The sequence below is a fragment of the Limnohabitans sp. TEGF005 genome, from assembly GCF_055394835.1.
Map to the genome: position 1 here is coordinate 599407 of NZ_AP029226.1, position 17270 is coordinate 616676.

Below are 17270 nucleotides of genomic sequence, written 5' to 3' on the forward strand. Positions count from 1 at the left end.
CTCAAGATTTAAATCGGCCAGCCAAAGCGGTGGCACTGTCGCGCAATACGTTCTGGTCGGCACCCACGGCCACAAACAGGCAGCCTTGTTCAACATAGTGTTTGGCCAGGGCTTCGTCGCCAGTGAGGATGCCCGCCGCTTTGCCGCAAGCGCGGATGCGGGCAATGGATTCGTCAATCACCTTCAGCACCTCGGGGTGCTTGGGGTTGCCCAGGTGGCCGAGCGCTGCCGACAAATCACCGGGGCCAATGAAAACGCCATCCACGCCGTCTACGTTGGCGATGGCTTCGATGTTTTGCAGGCCTTGCACCGTCTCCACTTGCAGCAGCACGCAAATTTCTTCGCTGCTGTGCTGGGCATAGCCTTTGACACGGCCATAGTGGCTGGCGCGTGGCGCACCCGCATAACCGCGCACACCTTGTGGTGGATAACGGGTGTAAGACACCGCTTGTTGGGCCTCTTCTGCCGTCTGGATATAGGGCACCAAGAGCGTCTGCACACCCACATCGAGCAAGCGCTTGAAGGTCACCATGTCGTTCCAGGGTGGACGCACGATCGGGGTGGTGGGGCTGCCCTTCATGGCTTGTAGCTGGGCCAGGATTTCGGGCAGGTCGTTGGGTGAATGCTCCATGTCCAGCAGCAGCCAGTCAAAGCCGCAGTGCGCCAAAATCTCGGTGCTGATGTTGCTGCACAGGTGCGACCACAGACCGATCTGTTTTTGACCCGACTGGATCGCGTGTTTGAAATGGTTGAGGGGCATGTCCATGGATGTGTCTCTTGTGTGGGGTGTTTCGACGTCTGGAATTCAGTTGCCTGCGATCTGGAAGTTGGCCGCGATTTCGAGCGCCCGAACCAAACCCGAATGGTCCCAGGCCGCGCCGCCGTGGGCGATGCAGCTGTTCATCAGTTGTTGTGCGTTGGCGGTGTTGGGCAGGCTAAGGCCCATGGCCTTGGCGCCTTCCAGCGCCAGATTCAGGTCTTTTTGGTGCAGCTCGATGCGGAAACCTGGGTTGAACGTGCGTTTGATCATGCGCTCGCCATGCAGTTCCAGAATGCGGCTGGTGGCAAGGCCCCCCATCAGGGCTTGCCGCACTTTGGCCGGGTCGGCCCCCGCTTTGGACGCAAACAGCAGGGCCTCGCCCACCGCTTCGATGTTGAGCGCCACGATGATCTGGTTGGCCACTTTGCAGGTTTGCCCACTGCCGTTGTCGCCGATCAAGGTGATGTTCTTGCCCATCAAGGCAAACAGGGGCTGCACCTTGTTGAAAGTGGCCTCGCTGCCGCCCACCATGATGGTCAGACTGGCTGCTTTGGCACCCACTTCACCGCCTGAAACGGGGGCGTCCAGGTAGTCGCAGCCCAAGGCGTTGATTTGCGCTGCGAACGTTTTGGTGGCGATGGGCGAGATGGAACTCATGTCCACCACCGTCTTGCCTGCGCTCAGGGCTTTGGCCACGCCTTGCTCGCCAAACAACACGTCTTGAACGTGTGGGGTGTCGGGCACCATGGTGAAGATGATGTCGGCATGCTGAGCCACTTCGGCGGGGCTGGCGCAGGCTTTGGCCCCTTGTGCTGTCAGTTCTTCTGGTGTGCCGCTGCGTGAGTGCACAAAGAGTTCGTGGCCAGCGGCCAGCAGATGCCCAACCATGGGTTTGCCCATGATGCCCAGTCCGATGAATCCCAATTTCATGTGTTGCTCCAAATCCGATAGGTGTGTGTTGTCAAAGTGTTCAGTGCCCGTTGTGATCGCCAAGGATCAGCGAACCAGTGCGGGCATCTTGGGGTTGAATGTCCAGCCGGGTATCAAATACTGCATGGCCATGGCGTCGTCGCGCGAGCCCAGGCCGTGCTGCAAATACAGCTGGTGTGCGCGTTCAATGGCAGCCATGTCAACATTAATGCCCAAGCCCGGCTTGGCAGGTACATCCACATAGCCGCCCTTGATTTGCAGCGGCGTTTGCGTGAGGAACTGCCCGTCTTGCCAAATCCAGTGCGTGTCGATGGCCGTGACCTTGCCAGGTGCGGCTGCCGCACAGTGGGTGAACATGGCCAGCGAAATGTCAAAGTGGTTGTTGGAGTGCGAACCCCAGGTCAGGTCGTACATCTGGCACAGCTGCGCTACGCGCACCGAGCCTTGCAGCGTCCAGAAATGCGGGTCGGCCAGCGGAATGTCGACCGACTGCAACTGGATGCTGTGGGCCATCTCGCGCCAGTCGGTGGCGACCATGTTGGTGGCGGTGAGCAAGCCCGTGGCGCGTCGGAATTCGGCCATGATTTCGCGGCCCGAAAACACGCCTTCTGCACCGCAAGGGTCTTCGGCATAGGCCATGGTGTCGCGGTGGTCGCGCAGCAGTCGGATCGCGTCTTTGAGCAGCCAGCCGCCATTCGGGTCGAGTGTGATGCGGGCTTGGGGAAAGCGTTCGTGCAGTGCCACGATGGCCTCGACTTCTTCTTCGCCGCGCAGCACGCCACCTTTGAGTTTGAAGTCTTGAAATCCGTAACGCGCTTGCGCGGCTTCGGCCAAGCGCACCACGGCCTCGGCAGTCAGGGCTTTTTCGTGGCGCAGGCGCAGCCAGTCGTCGGTCTGGTCGGGCTCGCTGCGGTAGGCCAGATCGGTTTGTTGGCGGTCGCCCACATAAAACAGATAACCCAGCATCTGTACGCGGGTGCGCTGCTGGCCCTGGCCCAACAAGGCGCACACGGGCACGTTGAGGTGCTGGCCCAGCAGGTCGAGCAGGGCGCTTTCTACGGCGGTGACGGCGTGGATGGTGATGCGCAAGTCAAAAGTCTGGTTGCCTCTGCCACCACTGTCGCGGTCAGCAAACTGTTGGCGCATGGCATTGAGCAGGCGGTTGTAGTCGCCCACGGGCTGGCCTTCGATCAGGGGCTTTGCGTCATTCAGGGTCTGGCGGATTTTTTCGCCGCCGGGCACCTCGCCCAAGCCGGTGCGACCCGCCGAGTCGGTCAGGATGACGATGTTGCGTGTGAAAAACGGTCCGTGCGCCCCGCTCAGGTTGAGCAGCATGCCGTCGTGGCCTGCAACGGGAATCACCTGCATGCGTGTGATCACGGGGGTTGATGGGGTCTTGGACATGGCGTTAATGGCTGTTAATTTAGCAGACATCGTACAACTTAGTCGGGTTTTAGGGGGTCCGTATTAACCCTTGTTGGGTGCTCAGGGATGGCTGGATATGCCTTTTTTATGGCGGTCACGGCTGTTGGACAGGTGGGTGCGCATCGCTGCGCGTGCGGATTCGGCATCTTGTGCCGTGATGGCGTTCAGGATGTTTTCATGCTCCTGATGGACGCGCCGCAAATAGCCCAAGCGTTGGGGCTCTTCTGGCGATGTGGTCTCGAGGCGTGCTCTGGGAATGGCTTGCGACCCCAGCGAATTCATCATGTCGGCAAAGTGGTTGTTTTGCGTGGCGCGGGCGATTTCGTGGTGAAACTGGAAATCGGCCGCGATGGCATCGCGGCCTTCTTCGATGGCGCTCAAAAAGGCGGCCATGGCGTCTTGCATCACACGCAAATTGTCCTCGTTGCGCCTGACAGCAGCCAGTGCGGCGGCTTCGGTTTCAATGCTGATGCGCAATTCCAGCAAGGCAATCACGTCGTGCAAGGTGCCCAATTGGTTGGGATTGATGCGAAAAGAGGGGGTGTCTGTCTGCGCCAAAACAAATGTGCCGATGCCGTGTCGGGTCTCTACCAAGCAGGCAGCCTGGAGTTTGGATATCGCTTCCCTGACCACGGTTCGGCTGACGCCAAAGCGCGCCATGATGGCCGCTTCGGTGGGTAATTTTTGGCCGCTGTTCAGGGTGCCATTCTGAATTTCTGTGCTCAATTGATCGACGAGCCCGAAGGTCAAACTCCGTGTTTTGCGCTTTGGGGCTTCGGCTGTTGGTGTGTTCATCGGGTAAATACCCATTTTGGTTTGATGGGAGGGCTTGCACAATTAACTTGTACGACAACAGATCACTGTGCTTTCGTAGCAATGTATCAGAACACCAACGTTGATGGCCACTCTTTCATGACCCCTTGTCAAACCATTGCCGATACACAAGACCGTGTGGGGGAGTCTCCTGTGTGGGATGTCCGTGCGCAGCGTTTGTGGTGGGTGGACATTGAAGGCCCCTTCGTTCGTTGCTGCCAACCGGGCTCTTTGGAGCCGGTGCAGTCTTGGCGCATGCCTGAGCGCGTGGGTTGCATTGCCTTGACTGGCGTTCAAGGCCAATTGGTCGCGGCCATGGAAACCGGCATTGCGCGCATCACCTTGCATGAAGGTGCCCAAGCAAACGTGCAGTGGTTGGCACGCATCACCCATCCCGCAGCGGGCATGCGCTTCAATGACGGCCGCTGCGATGCCAGTGGGCGTTTGTGGGTGGGCACCATGGTGATGGACATGTCTTTGGCTTCGGCGCAAGGCGGGCTTTATTGCCTGGACGAGCGTGGCTTGACGGGGCCACACGTCACGGGCTTGCTCACGCCCAATGGCTTGGGCATGAGCCCCGATGGCCGAGTTTTGTACCTGTCTGACTCGCATCCCACGGTGCAAAAAATTTGGGCTTTTGACCTGGATGTGGTCACAGGCACGCTGAGCCAGCAGCGCCTTTTTGTGGACATGAACCCATGGCCGGGTCGCCCTGATGGTGCGGCCGTGGATGCGCAAGGGCATTACTGGATTTGTGGCAACGATGCGGGACAGATCCATGCATTTGATGCCCAGGGCCACTGGACCCGGTCGCTGACCGTGCCCATGCCCAAGCCTTCTATGTGCGCGTTTGGGGGGGGCGAGCTGGACCAGCTGTTGGTGACCTCGATCATTCCCGCGCAAACCACAGAGGCCGCAAGAGGCCTGAGCGGCGCTGTGATCGCTTTACAGCCCGGTGTGCGCGGCATGCCGGAGCCTGTTTTTTCCCGTTTTCCCGCAAGTGTTTGATGGTGTGTTTTAAAAACTTTTAACTCTGGAGACTTTCATGCTGAAACTCAAACCTTCCCTGATGGCGATCGCTGCTGGCCTGGCCCTGTCGGCACAAGCTGCTGAATTTCGCTCTGCTGACATCCACAATGCCGACGACTACCCCACCGTGGTGGCGGTCAAGCACATGAGCACGGTGCTCGATAAATTGTCGGGCGGCAAGCACAAAATCAAGGTCTTCAACAAAGGCGCACTGGGCTCCGAAAAAGAGACCATCGACCAAGTCAAGATCGGTGCGCTCGACATGGTGCGCGTCAACGTCGCCCCCATGAACGGCGTCTGCCCCATGACCATGGTGCCCACCATGCCGTTTTTGTTCCGCTCGGTGGAGCACATGCGCCATGCGCTGGACGGCCCTGTGGGTGCCGAAATCCTCAAGAGCTGCGAAGCCGCAGGCTACGTGGGCTTGGCTTTTTATGACAGCGGTGCCCGCTCCATTTACGCCAAGAAAGCCATCAAGAGCGTGGCCGATGCCAAGGGTCTGAAGATCCGTGTGCAGCAGTCTGATCTGTGGGTGGCGCTGGTCAGCGCCATGGGCGCTAACGCCACGCCCATGCCTTATGGCGAGGTTTATACCGGCCTCAAGACGGGCCTGATCGATGCTGCCGAAAACAACATCCCCTCGTTTGATACGGCCAAACATGTGGAAGCTGTGAAGGTTTACTCCAAAACCGAGCACTCCATGGCCCCTGAGATTTTGGTGATGTCCAAGGTCACTTGGGACAAGTTGCCCGCCAACGAGCAAGCCATGGTCCGTCAGGCGGCCAAAGAGTCGGTGGCCGTTCAGCGCAAAGCTTGGGACGAAGCCGAAGGCAAATCACTGGCCAATGTCAAGGCCGCAGGTGCCGAGATTGTCGAAGTGGACAAGAAGTCTTTCCAGGCTGTGATGGCCCCGGTGTACGACAAGTTCATGACCACGCCTGAAATGAAGCGTGCGATCAAGGCCATTCAAGACACCAAGTAAGCGGTTTTTCCCTGTGCCCCTGGCGAGAGCCGGGGGCTGGAGTTTTTGATGTTCACCAAATTTTGTGCAACGGTCTCCAAGATCTGTCTGGTGCTGGCCGTGATCGGCCTGATTGCCGTGATCTTGTGTGTTCAGTGGCAGGTCATTGGGCGCTATGTGCTCAACGACACCCCGACCTGGGCCGAAGCCCTGGCGATGTTGATCGTGCTGTTCGTGACGGCCTTTGGTTTGGCGGTGGGGGTGCGCGATGCAGGTCACATTGGCTTGGAATCGCTGGTGGTTTTATTGCCCGAAAAATGGCAGCACCGCATCGAAATCTTGATTCACACCCTGGTGGGCTTGTTTGGCTATTTGATGGTGCAAGGCGGCTGGCTTTGGGCCTCTGCCAAGTGGGCCGAAAAAAAGCCCATGCTGCCCGTGCCCGATGGGATTGACTATGTGCCCGTGATCATCGCGGGGGCTTTGATTTTGCTTTTCTCGATTGAGCATATCGTGGCCTTGCTGCGCGGTGAGCTTGTAAAGCCTGTTTGGGATTGATGCCATGGAATTGACTGTTCTTGCCCTCAGCTTTACTTTGCTGCTGATCTTGGGTGTTCCGGTGGCTTTCGCCATCGGCCTGTCCTCTGTCGCCACCATCATGGCCGCCGGGTTGCCGGTGGCCATGGTGTTTCAAAAAATGGTGGGCGGCATGCAGGTGTTCTCCTTTCTGGCCATTCCGTTTTTTGTTTTTGCGGGTGAGTTGATGCTGTATGGCGGCATCGCCGACCGCATCGTGCGCTTTGCCAACAGTTTGGTGGGCCATGTGCGGGGCGGTCTGGGCATGAGCAATGTGATCGGCTGCACCATTTTTGGCGGTGTGGCGGGCTCGCCATTGGCCGATGTCTCGGCCATGGGCTCGGTGATGATTCCACTCATGAAAAAAGAAGGCTATGACGCCGACTATGCCGTGAATGTGACCACGCATGCGGCTTTGGTGGGCGCCATCATGCCCACCTCGCACAACATGATCATCTTCACGCTGGCCGCTTCGGGTCTGGCCTCGGTCAGTGTGCTGGGCTTGATACTGGCTGGGCTGGTACCCGCCATCATTCTCACGCTGTGCAACCTGGGCGCGGCTTATTGGGTGGCGGTGCGCCGTGGTTACCCGATCCATGGCAACTTTCCGGGTTGGCTTGAAGTGATCAAGTCATTCGGTGCTGCCTTGCCTGGTTTGTTTGTCGTGGTGATCATCTTGGTCGGTATTTTGTCCGGCGCATTCACCGCCACAGAGTCGGCCTCGATTGCGGTGGCCTGGGCGTTGTTTGTCACCGTGGTCGTCTACCGCACCCTGACCTTCAAGAATTTCTTGAAAGCCTGCGCCAAAGCTTGCAAAACCACGGGCGTGGTGCTTTTGCTGATCGGCATCTCCAATGCCTTTGGTTATTTCATGGCGCTGTATGAAGTGCCGCAGATGACCGGTGATCTGATGCAAAAAGTCAGCACCGAGCCTTGGGTCATCTTTTTGATGATCAACATCTTGTTGTTCATCCTCGGCACATTTTTGGACATGGCAGCCACCATCCTGATTTGTACCCCGATCTTCTTGCCCATTGCCATGCACTTTGGCATGGATCCGATGCAGTTCGGCATCATGTTGCTGATCAATTGCGCCTTGGGTCTGAACACACCGCCGGTGGGTTCGGTGCAGTTTGTGGGCTGCGCCATTGGCGGGATAACGGTGGGGCAGGTCATGCGCACCATTGCGCCTTTTTATGGTGCGCTGACCTTGGCCATGCTGCTGGTGACTTACGTGCCTCAGTTCACCCTGTGGTTGCCTAATTTGCTCAAGTAAGCCATGTCGAAGCAGCACACCATCCGACGCGTGCATGTCACGCCCATCGCCTTTCGCGACCCGCCTTTGCTCAATGCAGCAGGCATTCACGAACCTTGGGCCTTGCGTTCGATTATCCAAATCGAAACCAGCTGCGCACGCGTGGGCATCAACGAGACCTATGGCGACCAGGCCATGCTGGACGTGCTGGCTAAGGCCGCACCCGCCTTAGAAGGCCTGTCGCCCTGGGACCTGAACGCGATGGAAACCCGTGTCCGGGCACTGGTGCAGCCCGATGGGCACACCTCGGAGTTTTTGGGGGAACAGATCTCCTTGGCCCCGGGCACCCATGTGTCCAAGAACGTGGCCAAGGTCATCAGTGCCTTTGAAGTTGCCATGCTGGACCTGCAGGGGCAGTTGGCCAACGCACCGGTGGTGGATTTGCTGGGGGGCGCCGCACGCGATGCGGTGCCTTTCAGTGCTTATTTGTTTTTCAAGTACGCCGAGCACATCGACAAGCCTTACGCCGCCGACCCTTTTGGCGAAGGCATTGCCCCCGCGCAGATGGTGGCGCAGGCGCGCCGCATGATCGAGCAGTACGGCTTCAAGAGCATCAAACTTAAGGCGGGCGCTCTGCCCCCAGAGCAAGAGGTGGCCGCCCTGTTGGCGCTGGCCAAAGCCTTTCCGGGCGCGCCGCTGCGCATCGACCCCAACGCCAACTGGACCGTGGCCACTAGCCTCAAGGTGGTCGAGCAGCTTCGCGGCGTGCTGGAGTATTACGAAGACCCGGCCCCCGGTCTGCATGGCATGGCCGAGGTCGCACGGGCTTGTGATGTGCCGCTGGCCACCAACATGGTCGTGACCGACTACAAAGAGTTTGCGGACAACGTGCGCCTGGGTTGTCCGGTGCGCATCGTGCTGTCTGACCACCACTACTGGGGTGGCCTGCGCACCACGCAACAGCTCGCGCGCCTGTGCCAGACCTTTGACATGGGTTTGTCCATGCACTCCAACTCGCACTTGGGCATCAGCCTGACCGCGATGACCCACCTGGCCGCATCGGTGCCGCACCTGGCCTACGCATGTGACACCCACTACCCTTGGCAGGACGAAGAAATCGTGCAGGGCGGTCGTCTCCAATTTGAAAACGGCAGCCTGCGCGTACCGCGTGGGCCGGGCTTGGGTGTGTCCATTGATCCCCAAGCGCTGGAACGCCTGCACGACAACTGGCTGCACTGCGGCATCCGCAACCGCGACGACTTGGGCCAGATGCGCAAGTACGACCCCACTTTCACGGGCAAACAGCCTCGTTATTGACATGAGCACACCCCTGCGTTCTTTGGCCATTCGCATGCACCCGAATGACAACGTGGCCATCATCGCCAACGATGGTGGTCTGCCCGCAGGCACCGTCCTGCCCGAAGGCTTGACTTTGCGTGACAAGGTCCCACAAGGCCACAAGGTGGCCTTGAAAGACATTCCCGTAGGCCAGGCTGTGCTGCGTTACAACGTGCCGGTGGGCTATGCCCGCGAAGCGATCACGGCGGGCAGTTGGGTGCATGAGCGACTCTTGGACATTCCGCCTGCGCGTGAACTGCAAGACCTGCCCATGGCCACGGTCCCTGCGCCTCAATGGACACAGCTGGAGGGCCACACCTTTGAAGGTTATGTGAACGCCAACGGCTCGGTGGGCACGCGCAACCTGCTGGCCATCAGCACCACGGTGCAGTGCGTGGCAGGCGTGGTCAAGATCGCTGTTGAGCGCATCGAGCGCGAGCTGTTACCGATGTACCCGAATGTGGACGGTGTGGTGGGTCTCGAGCACACCTATGGCTGTGGTGTTGCAATTGACGCGCCCGGCGCCGAGATCCCGATCCGCACGCTGCGAAACATCAGCCTCAACCCCAACTTTGGTGATGAGGTCATGGTGGTGAGTTTGGGTTGCGAAAAGCTGCAACCAGCGCGATTGTTGCCGCCCGGCAGCTTCCCGGTGCACGATGCGCGTGACAAAGAAAAAGGCCCTGATCTGGTGTGCCTGCAGGACGACGAACACGTGGGCTTCATGTCCATGATCGACGACATCGTGCAGCGTGCCCGACCCCACTTGGAGCGCCTGAACGGCCGCCGTCGCCAGACCGTACCTGCCAGCGCTTTGGTGGTGGGCGTGCAGTGCGGCGGGAGTGACGCGTTTTCTGGTGTGACTGCCAACCCGGCGGTGGGCTATATGGCCGACCTGATCGTACGCACCGGTGGCACCGTGATGTTCTCGGAAAACACCGAGGTGCGCGATGCGGTAGAGCAGCTCACCAGCCGCGCCGCCACGTTTGAGGTTGCACAAGGTGTGGTGCGTGAACTCGGCTGGTACGACCAGTACCTTGACCGTGGCCGGGTGGACCGCACTGCCAACACCACGCCGGGCAACAAGGCCGGAGGCCTGTCCAACATCGCTGAAAAAGCCATGGGCTCGATCATCAAGAGCGGCAGCGGGGCGATTGCCAGCGTGCTCGCGCCCGGCGACAAGCTCAAGCCAGATCAAAAGGGGCTGGTCTTTGCCGCCACGCCCGCCAGCGATTTCATCTGCGGCACGCTGCAATTGGCGGCTGGCATGAATGTGCACGTGTTCACCACTGGGCGCGGCACGCCTTATGGTTTGCAGGCCTGCCCGGTGGTCAAGGTGGCGACGCGCAGCGACTTGGCACGCCGCTGGCACGACTTGATGGATTTCAATGCGGGCCAGATCGCCGATGGTGCGATGACGATTGAAGAAGCGGGCTGGGCGCTGTTCCACATGTTGCTGGAAACCGCCAGCGGCAAACGAACTTGGGCCGAGCACTGGAAGCTGCACAACGCGTTGGTGCTGTTCAACCCCGCACCTATTACCTGATTTTTTACGTCCTTTTTTTGATTTTTGACACCATAACGCCAGGAGACAACCATGATGAAAAAACGCCAACTGCTGACCGCGATCGGCCTCGCCGGTCTGGGCTTGCTGGGCCAAGGACAGGGCATTGCGCAAGCCGATTACCCCAACAAACCCATCAAGCTGATCGTGGCTTTCCCACCCGGAGGCACCAGCGATGTCATGGGCCGCTTGATGGCTGAGGAATTGGCTAAAGTCCTCAAGCAGCCCGTGGTGGTCGAAAACATTGGTGGTGCCGGTGGCGTGGTGGGCACCGATCGTGCGGCCAAAATGCCGGCCGATGGCTACACCCTGATCCAGACCGGTGTGGGTCAAAACGCCGTGGCGCATGGCCTAGACCCCAACCTCAAGTACAACTCGCTGACCGACTTCATTCACCTCACGCAAGTGCACTCGGGGCCTAACGTGTTGCTGGTGCATCCAGCACAACCGTTCAAGACCGTGAAGGATCTGGTCGACCACGCCAAGAAAAATCCTGGCAAGTTGGATTACGGTTTCACCCACGCCGCCTCAGGCCACATGGCCATGGAATTGTTCAAACAAACCACGGGTGTGTTCATGACGGGCATCCCCTACAAGGGCGGTGGTCCCATGCTCAACGACTTGCTGGCGGGCACCATTCCCATGGTCTTTCTGAACCAAGACGTGGCGCTGCCACACGTCAAGGCGGGCAAGTTGCGGGCACTGGCCGTGACCAGCAAGGAGCGCAACGCGCTTTATCCCGATGTGCCCACCATTGCCGAGTCTGGCTACAAAGGCTTTGAAGCCCTGTCTTGGTCGGGTTTGTCGGTGGCCAAGGGCACGCCCCAGCCCATCGTGGACAAGCTCGAAGCGGCCACGGCCCAAGCTATGCAATCGGCCAACTTCCGCCAGCGCCTGACTTCCACCGGTTTTGTCATTCCCGCGTCGGGTAACAAGCCCTACACGGCTTTTGTCAAATCCGAGCTGGACCAATGGACCCGTGTGATCAAGGCCGCAGGCATCAAGCCCGAATAAGAAAGAAGCCCTCATGTCCGACGCCATTTCCTGGGTGCGGGTGTCCGCCTGCACCTTGCCCCTGGCCAACCCCATCAGCGACGCCAAGGTGCTGACCGGTCGTCAAAAACCGATGACCGAAATCGCTATCTTGTTTGTTGAAATCAAGACCCGGGACGGTGCCGAGGGCGTAGGCTTCAGCTATTCAAAACGTGCAGGCGGCCCCGGCCAGTTTGCGCATGCCAAAGAGATTGCACCGGTCTTGATCGGCGAAGACCCCAACGACATTGCCAAGCTTTGGGACAAGCTGTGCTGGGCAGGCGCTTCGGTGGGCCGCAGCGGCTTGAGCGTGCAGGCCATTGGCGCGTTCGATGTGGCCCTGTGGGACATGAAAGCCAAACGCGCAGGCTTGTCGTTGGCCAAGCTGCTGGGCACGCACAGAGACAGCGTGCGCTGCTACAACACCTCGGGCGGGTTCTTGCACACACCGCTTGACCAGTTGCTGGTCAACGCTGCAGCCTCGGTAGACAAGGGCATTGGCGGCATCAAGCTCAAAGTGGGGCAGCCCGACTGCGATAAAGACATCGAGCGTGTGAGTGCCGTGCGCCAGCATCTGGGTGACCGCTTTCCGATCATGGTGGACGCCAACCAGCAATGGGACCGCCCGACCGCGCAGCGCATGTGCCGCCGTCTCGAGCCCATGAACCTGATCTGGATTGAGGAGCCTCTGGACGCCTATGACCACGAAGGCCACGCCGCGCTGGCCGCCCAGTTCGACACCCCCATTGCGACAGGCGAAATGCTGACCAGCGTGCAGGAACACTGGGATCTGATTCGCCACCGCGCCGCCGATTTTCTGATGCCCGACGGCCCGCGTGTGGGCGGTATCACGCCTTTTCTCAAGATCGCGCAGTTGGCCGAACACGCAGGCATCATGCTGGCCCCGCACTTTGCCATGGAGCTGCACATCCACTTGGCGGCCAATTACAAAACCGAACCGTGGGTCGAGCACTTCGAATGGCTCGAACCGCTGTTCAATGAGCGCATCCAGATTAAAGACGGCCGCATGCTGGTGCCTACCCGGCTTGGCCTGGGCGTTTCACTGAGCGAGCAGGCCCGGCGGTGGACTCAGGGCAGTTTCGAGTTTTCGTGATGACAGCGTGTTTTTTAAACCGGAGATTGGTATGAACAAGTCATTTTTATTTGCTGCATTGGCAGCGGTTCTGATCACGCCCATGGCACCTGCTTGGGCGCAGGCAACTTACCCGACCAAACCCATCAAAATTGTGGTGCCGTTCCCAGCGGGTGGCACGTCAGATGTCTTGGCCCGAATCTTTGGTCAAAAAATCACCGAGAGTTGGGGCCAAGCCGTGGTGGTTGAAAACCGTCCAGGCTCCAGCGGTAACCTGGGTGCTGATGCGGTGGCCAAGTCTGCCGCCGATGGCCATACCTTGGTGCTGATGGATGTGGGCAATTTGGTGATCAGCCCTGCTTTGTTCAAACTGCCCTTCAATGTCGAGAAAGACTTTGCACCCGTCGCCATGGTGGCCTATTCCCCCCATTTGCTGGCGGTCAGCACCAAAGTGCCTGCCAACACACCTGCAGAATTGGTGGCCTATGCCAAATCACAAAAAGGCAAGCTCAATTACGCCGTGGCTGCTGGCATGGGCAGCGCCTCGCATCTGGCTGGCGTCATGTACGCCCAGCGCAACGGCATTGAGTGGGGTTATGTGCCTTACAAAGGCGGTGCACAAGCCATCACCGATTTGATCGGCGGACAAGTTGACGTCATGTTCAATGGCATGGTTGCCACCTATCCGCACGTCAAGGCGGGCAAGATCAAATTGATCGCCATCTCGAGCACCAAACGCAACGCGCAAATGCCTGAAACGCCCACCGTTTCGGAGTCGCTGCCCGGCTTTTTGACAGGTAGTTTTCAGGGGCTGCTGGCGCCAGCGGGCACACCCAAGGCGGTCATTGACAAATTGCATGCCGAGATTCAACGCATTGCCGCCCTGCCCGAGATCAAAGAGCGTTTGACCGCATTGGGCGCAGAGCCCTCTGGCATGACACCCGACCAATTCGCCCAATGGATGCGCTTAGAAATTCCAGCGATGGCCAAAATTGTCAAGGACGAAAAAATCACGCTGGAGTGACCAGCGTTTGAAGTTCACTGAACCCGCGTTTGGACCTGTTTCAAAAAGGCCTCAACCTGTCAGGGGTTGAGGTCCAAATGGGCAGGGCTTAACTGCAGCTCACGCTGCCGCAGCCCGACATGGTCACGTTTTTGATGGCCGATGGGTCGGCCAGGGTTTCGGTCACGCTGTCAAAGCCCACCGACTGCAGGTGCGCCGCCAAGCCAGCGTCCATGCTGTTGGCGTGGCCCGGAAACCACTCGGCCAGCGCTTCGGCCATGCGGGTGATGATTTGCTTGTCGGTGTCCAGGTAATGGGCTTCCACCACGCGCATGGTTTCCAGAATGGTGGCGTGGTGCTCGGCGTGGCAGTTGTCGGCCGAAAACCCGGTGGCCAGCATCCAACGCTCTTCCTGCGCAAAGTGTTCCACCGTGTGGTTCAAAAACGCCTTGTAAACCGGCAGTTGTTCTTCTTCCGGCGTGGCTAAGATCGTGTTGATCATGTCCACGAACTCCTGGTGCGTTTCATCCATTCGTGCATCGCCCGTGTTGAGCGAATCGGTCCAGGGCATCAGATTGGGCGTGGTTTCAGCAGGGGTGGTCATGGTGTGCATGAAAGGACAGTGTGGTTGTAAGACGGCCGGTTGGCCTGCAAATTATCGCGGATGTCATGGCCGGATGTGTTCCATGGTCTTTCTTCACATTGCAGGCCCAGCCGGGGTTTGCGCTGGCTACGATATTCTGAATCGGGCCATGCCATAAAGCGGGCCCGCTGTGAACATGCGCCAATACATCTCGGCCCAAGTGGCACCCATTCCATAAGCCTCTGACACACTGTGCTGAGACAGCAATTCCAGTCGCGGGTGTAAGTGGGAAATCTCTTGACCGTTGTGCACGCCCCAAGTGAACGGGGCATCGGGGTCTTCTTGCTGCTTCAGCATCGCTGTAGGGCCCACGGCCAAAGGTGAAATGAAGTCCAGCACCAGTTCAGAGCCATCTGGCGCGTTTTCACCGATTTCACGGATGATGCGGTTCACCTTGAAGGGCTGCAAATACATCAACACCCCTTCGCAGACCACTAAAACCGGCTGCCTTGAATGACGCTGGTGCCCCGACAGGCGTTGCCACCAGCCTGGCTCGGTGATGTCCATGGCATGGTTGTCACACTGCGAAGACGTTGGCGGCATGAACAACTGCCGCAGTTCAATCACCTGTTCCAGATCCACATCCACCCACGCGTTGTTCTCTTGGCCAAGCCATTGAAAATAATGCGCCAATCCCGCACCCAGATTGACACCCAGCCCTTCGGGGTAGCGGTTAAAAAAATCGCGGCCCATTTGTTTGATCAAGCCGGTTCGCCAAAGCACATTGACCACGACAGGCACATCACTGAGGTCGGTTTGTGCTTCTGTGCCCAGGGCTGAGAGCAGTTCTCGGGCATAGCGGTCATGGGGATCCAATGCCGGAAACGAAGCACCGCCTTGCGCACGGGCCGCCAATGGCACCAGCAAGGTGCGTGGCACGCCTTGCAGCTTTTCAATTTGAGACGACTGGGTGTGGAATTGCATGCGTGACCTCCTTGAGACTCATCCGGTTTTTAAATCAACAGCGGTGGTGTGTGCTGTGACGCGCTAACAGGGTTCAGTCTTGGGCCTTGGGGCCATGGGGTCTGTGCGTGGACGTACCCAGACCGCGAATGATCAGTGGTCGCTGTCGTCGCTTTGGTGGCTGCTTCGCCAGATGGCACGCACCAGCCATATACCGCCCAGCACCGCACCGCAAAAGCCCATAAAACCAAACGCAGGTAGCCCCCACAGCGTGGGTCCACCTTGCACCGTCATCACGATGGACGAGCCCACGATCAGGGCGGCTATCACCAACGCCATGGCCATGCGATTGGCCGCTTGGTTGATTTGGTTGCCCACCCGTTTGAGGTGGGTCAACTCCAGGGCCATATGCCATTGGCCATGACGGGCACTGCGCAGCAGACGCGACACATCGTGCGGCAGTTGCCCGACCAGTTGCAAGCTGCGGCTCAACGCGTGCCAAGCCCGTTGCGCAAGCACTTTGGGTTTGTAGCGGGCACGCAGCACTTTGCGCAGCAAGGGCAGGGCCTCTGCGGCCATGTGAAAGCCAGGGTCCAGGCCACGACCCATGCCCTCCAGCGTGATGAAGGCCTTGATGAGCAGCGCCAGATCACTGGGCAAAGCCAAACGGTGCTCACGCAAAATGGCGGTGACATCGTTCAGCATCTGTCCCAAACTCAGTTGCGCCAGTGGCACACCGTAATACTGGTCGACAAAGGCCTCGATTTCGCCTTCCAGTGTCTCCAGTTGCACGCCCTGTTCATCCCCTGTCCATTCCAGCAGCACGTCGGCAACCGCTTCGGGTTTGCGTTCAACCAAGCCCAGCAACAAGTTCAGCAGGTCCTCACGGCGTCGCCTGGACAAGCGTCCGACCATGCCAAAGTCGATGAACGCGATGACGTTACCGGGCAGGTAGAGCACATTGCCTGGGTGTGGGTCGGCATGAAAAAAGCCATCTTCCACGATCATTTTGAGTACCGCATTTGCACCACGTCGTGCCAGCAGTTGGCGGTCGTAACCGTTCTGGTCCAGCAAGTCCAGTTGGTGTCCGGCAATGCCCACAATGCGATCTTGCACATTGATGCGTTCGTGTGTGAAAGCCCAATGCACGCGCGGAATCACGATCCACGGCATCTGCGCCAGATTGGCCGCGATGCGCTCAGCGTTGCGGCATTCGCTTGCCAGATCAAGTTCTCGGGTCAATGACCGGGTCAATTCGCGCACCAGTTGTTGCGGTCTGTAGGGTTTGAGCAGAGGCAACTGCGCTTCGGCCAAGGTGGCCAGCTTGGCCAGCCACCGCAAATCGGCAGCCACTGTTTCGGTGATGCCAGGGCGGCGAATTTTCACAACGACCTCGGTGCCATCCTGGAGCTGTGCGCCGTGCACTTGCGCCATCGAGGCCGCAGCCAAGGGAAGGGTGTCGAACCGTTTGAACACGGCTTCAGGCTGCTGACCCAAATCCTGTACCAATTGGGCCCGCAAGTCATCTAAGGGCAGAGCCGGTACTTGGCTGTGCAGTTTTTCAAACTCGGTAATCCATTCGGGGCCAAACAAGTCAGCCCGCCCCGCCAAGATTTGTCCCAGTTTCACAAAGGTGGGCCCCAGCTCCTCGAGCGCCAACCGAACTTGCACCGGGGGCGGCAGGCGGGCCAGATCGGCCGCATGGTCCCAGTGCAGTGCGTGCCCGGCCTTTTCCAACGTGTCGGCCAGTCCCAAGCGACGCACGCTGTCGCCAAAACCATGGCGAATCAGCACCCCCAAAATCGTGTTCAGACGCCCCAGGTCACGGGCTGCACTCAGCGTTTGCATCAACATGCGCTGATGCTAGTCAAGTTTTCAGGGGGCAGGTGAACCAGATGGCAAGTGTTTGATTCGCCTCAAACTAAATGCTTGCCCAATTAAATGC

At 59.0% G+C, this 17270-nt stretch carries 16 protein-coding genes; 9 read left to right on the plus strand and 7 right to left on the minus strand.

What is annotated here, in order from left to right:
- Position 1 precedes the first annotated feature (1 nt).
- The 4 genes from ACZ5RG_RS02855 to ACZ5RG_RS02870 all read right to left on the minus strand — a co-directional run bounded on the left by ACZ5RG_RS02855 (position 2) and on the right by ACZ5RG_RS02870 (position 3910).
- Positions 2–766, minus strand: a complete 765-nt coding sequence (locus ACZ5RG_RS02855; protein ID WP_298601580.1) for an HpcH/HpaI aldolase family protein — start codon at positions 764–766, stop codon at positions 2–4.
- 39 nt (positions 767–805) lie between these two features.
- A complete protein-coding gene (gene glxR / locus ACZ5RG_RS02860) occupies positions 806–1690 on the minus strand; it encodes a 2-hydroxy-3-oxopropionate reductase (protein WP_464447737.1) in 885 nt (294 codons plus the stop codon).
- A gap of 66 nt (positions 1691–1756) precedes the next feature.
- Positions 1757–3124 (minus strand): glucarate dehydratase, encoded by a 1368-nt coding sequence (gudD, locus tag ACZ5RG_RS02865; protein WP_464447738.1) that lies wholly within the window; start codon positions 3122–3124, stop codon positions 1757–1759.
- 51 nt (positions 3125–3175) lie between these two features.
- A complete protein-coding gene (locus ACZ5RG_RS02870) occupies positions 3176–3910 on the minus strand; it encodes a FadR/GntR family transcriptional regulator (RefSeq protein WP_464447739.1) in 735 nt (244 codons plus the stop codon).
- Between the two features lie 117 nt (positions 3911–4027).
- Between ACZ5RG_RS02870 and ACZ5RG_RS02875 the strand changes: the two genes are divergently transcribed.
- Genes ACZ5RG_RS02875 through ACZ5RG_RS02915 form a run of 9 tightly spaced genes read left to right on the plus strand, consistent with a single transcriptional unit; the run spans position 4028 to position 13800 of the window.
- Entirely contained in the window at positions 4028–4936 is a 909-nt protein-coding gene (locus tag ACZ5RG_RS02875; protein ID WP_312259575.1) for an SMP-30/gluconolactonase/LRE family protein, read from the plus strand.
- 37 nt (positions 4937–4973) lie between these two features.
- Positions 4974–5939 carry a TRAP transporter substrate-binding protein gene (locus ACZ5RG_RS02880; RefSeq protein WP_298601567.1) on the plus strand — a complete coding sequence of 322 codons (966 nt, stop codon included), beginning with the start codon at positions 4974–4976 and terminating at the stop codon, positions 5937–5939.
- Between the two features lie 48 nt (positions 5940–5987).
- On the plus strand, positions 5988–6476 hold the full coding sequence (locus ACZ5RG_RS02885) for a TRAP transporter small permease (protein WP_298601565.1): 489 nt from the start codon (positions 5988–5990) through the stop codon (positions 6474–6476).
- Between the two features lie 4 nt (positions 6477–6480).
- Positions 6481–7770, plus strand: a complete 1290-nt coding sequence (locus tag ACZ5RG_RS02890) for a TRAP transporter large permease (protein WP_298601562.1) — start codon at positions 6481–6483, stop codon at positions 7768–7770.
- Between the two features lie 3 nt (positions 7771–7773).
- On the plus strand, positions 7774–9066 hold the full coding sequence (locus tag ACZ5RG_RS02895; protein WP_464447740.1) for an enolase C-terminal domain-like protein: 1293 nt from the start codon (positions 7774–7776) through the stop codon (positions 9064–9066).
- 1 nt (position 9067) lies between these two features.
- Positions 9068–10633 carry a galactarate dehydratase gene (garD, locus tag ACZ5RG_RS02900; RefSeq protein ID WP_464447741.1) on the plus strand — a complete coding sequence of 522 codons (1566 nt, stop codon included), beginning with the start codon at positions 9068–9070 and terminating at the stop codon, positions 10631–10633.
- Between the two features lie 51 nt (positions 10634–10684).
- Positions 10685–11665 (plus strand): Bug family tripartite tricarboxylate transporter substrate binding protein, encoded by a 981-nt coding sequence (locus tag ACZ5RG_RS02905; protein WP_464447742.1) that lies wholly within the window; start codon positions 10685–10687, stop codon positions 11663–11665.
- Positions 11666–11678: 13 nt separating this feature from the next.
- The gene (locus tag ACZ5RG_RS02910) at positions 11679–12797 is read left to right on the plus strand and encodes an L-talarate/galactarate dehydratase (RefSeq protein WP_312259570.1); all 1119 of its coding nucleotides are present in this window, start codon (positions 11679–11681) and stop codon (positions 12795–12797) included.
- Positions 12798–12828: 31 nt separating this feature from the next.
- Positions 12829–13800, plus strand: a complete 972-nt coding sequence (locus tag ACZ5RG_RS02915) for a Bug family tripartite tricarboxylate transporter substrate binding protein (RefSeq protein WP_312259569.1) — start codon at positions 12829–12831, stop codon at positions 13798–13800.
- 88 nt (positions 13801–13888) lie between these two features.
- On the opposite strand, the gene ACZ5RG_RS02920 is transcribed toward ACZ5RG_RS02915, so the two are convergent.
- The 3 genes from ACZ5RG_RS02920 to ACZ5RG_RS02930 form a co-directional block, all read right to left on the minus strand.
- Positions 13889–14383: a bacteriohemerythrin gene (locus tag ACZ5RG_RS02920; protein WP_312259568.1), complete on the minus strand. Its 495-nt coding sequence runs from the start codon at positions 14381–14383 to the stop codon at positions 13889–13891.
- 126 nt (positions 14384–14509) lie between these two features.
- A complete protein-coding gene (locus ACZ5RG_RS02925) occupies positions 14510–15346 on the minus strand; it encodes a class I SAM-dependent methyltransferase (RefSeq protein WP_312259567.1) in 837 nt (278 codons plus the stop codon).
- Between the two features lie 132 nt (positions 15347–15478).
- On the minus strand, positions 15479–17179 hold the full coding sequence (locus tag ACZ5RG_RS02930) for an ABC1 kinase family protein (protein WP_298601538.1): 1701 nt from the start codon (positions 17177–17179) through the stop codon (positions 15479–15481).
- Positions 17180–17270: the final 91 nt, after the last annotated feature.

Bases quoted from the DNA above. Each gene is read 5' to 3' on its own strand.
- ACZ5RG_RS02855 (WP_298601580.1), bottom strand. From the start codon at position 766: ATGGACATGCCCCTCAACCATTTCAAACACGCGATCCAGTCGGGTCAA.
- glxR (WP_464447737.1), bottom strand. From the start codon at position 1,690: ATGAAATTGGGATTCATCGGACTGGGCATCATGGGCAAACCCATGGTT.
- gudD (WP_464447738.1), bottom strand. From the start codon at position 3,124: ATGTCTGCTAAATTAACAGCCATTAACGCCATGTCCAAGACCCCATCA.
- ACZ5RG_RS02870 (WP_464447739.1), bottom strand. From the start codon at position 3,910: ATGAACACACCAACAGCCGAAGCCCCAAAGCGCAAAACACGGAGTTTG.
- ACZ5RG_RS02875 (WP_312259575.1), top strand. From the start codon at position 4,028: ATGACCCCTTGTCAAACCATTGCCGATACACAAGACCGTGTGGGGGAG.
- ACZ5RG_RS02880 (WP_298601567.1), top strand. From the start codon at position 4,974: ATGCTGAAACTCAAACCTTCCCTGATGGCGATCGCTGCTGGCCTGGCC.
- ACZ5RG_RS02885 (WP_298601565.1), top strand. From the start codon at position 5,988: ATGTTCACCAAATTTTGTGCAACGGTCTCCAAGATCTGTCTGGTGCTG.
- ACZ5RG_RS02890 (WP_298601562.1), top strand. From the start codon at position 6,481: ATGGAATTGACTGTTCTTGCCCTCAGCTTTACTTTGCTGCTGATCTTG.
- ACZ5RG_RS02895 (WP_464447740.1), top strand. From the start codon at position 7,774: ATGTCGAAGCAGCACACCATCCGACGCGTGCATGTCACGCCCATCGCC.
- garD (WP_464447741.1), top strand. From the start codon at position 9,068: ATGAGCACACCCCTGCGTTCTTTGGCCATTCGCATGCACCCGAATGAC.
- ACZ5RG_RS02905 (WP_464447742.1), top strand. From the start codon at position 10,685: ATGATGAAAAAACGCCAACTGCTGACCGCGATCGGCCTCGCCGGTCTG.
- ACZ5RG_RS02910 (WP_312259570.1), top strand. From the start codon at position 11,679: ATGTCCGACGCCATTTCCTGGGTGCGGGTGTCCGCCTGCACCTTGCCC.
- ACZ5RG_RS02915 (WP_312259569.1), top strand. From the start codon at position 12,829: ATGAACAAGTCATTTTTATTTGCTGCATTGGCAGCGGTTCTGATCACG.
- ACZ5RG_RS02920 (WP_312259568.1), bottom strand. From the start codon at position 14,383: ATGACCACCCCTGCTGAAACCACGCCCAATCTGATGCCCTGGACCGAT.
- ACZ5RG_RS02925 (WP_312259567.1), bottom strand. From the start codon at position 15,346: ATGCAATTCCACACCCAGTCGTCTCAAATTGAAAAGCTGCAAGGCGTG.
- ACZ5RG_RS02930 (WP_298601538.1), bottom strand. From the start codon at position 17,179: ATGTTGATGCAAACGCTGAGTGCAGCCCGTGACCTGGGGCGTCTGAAC.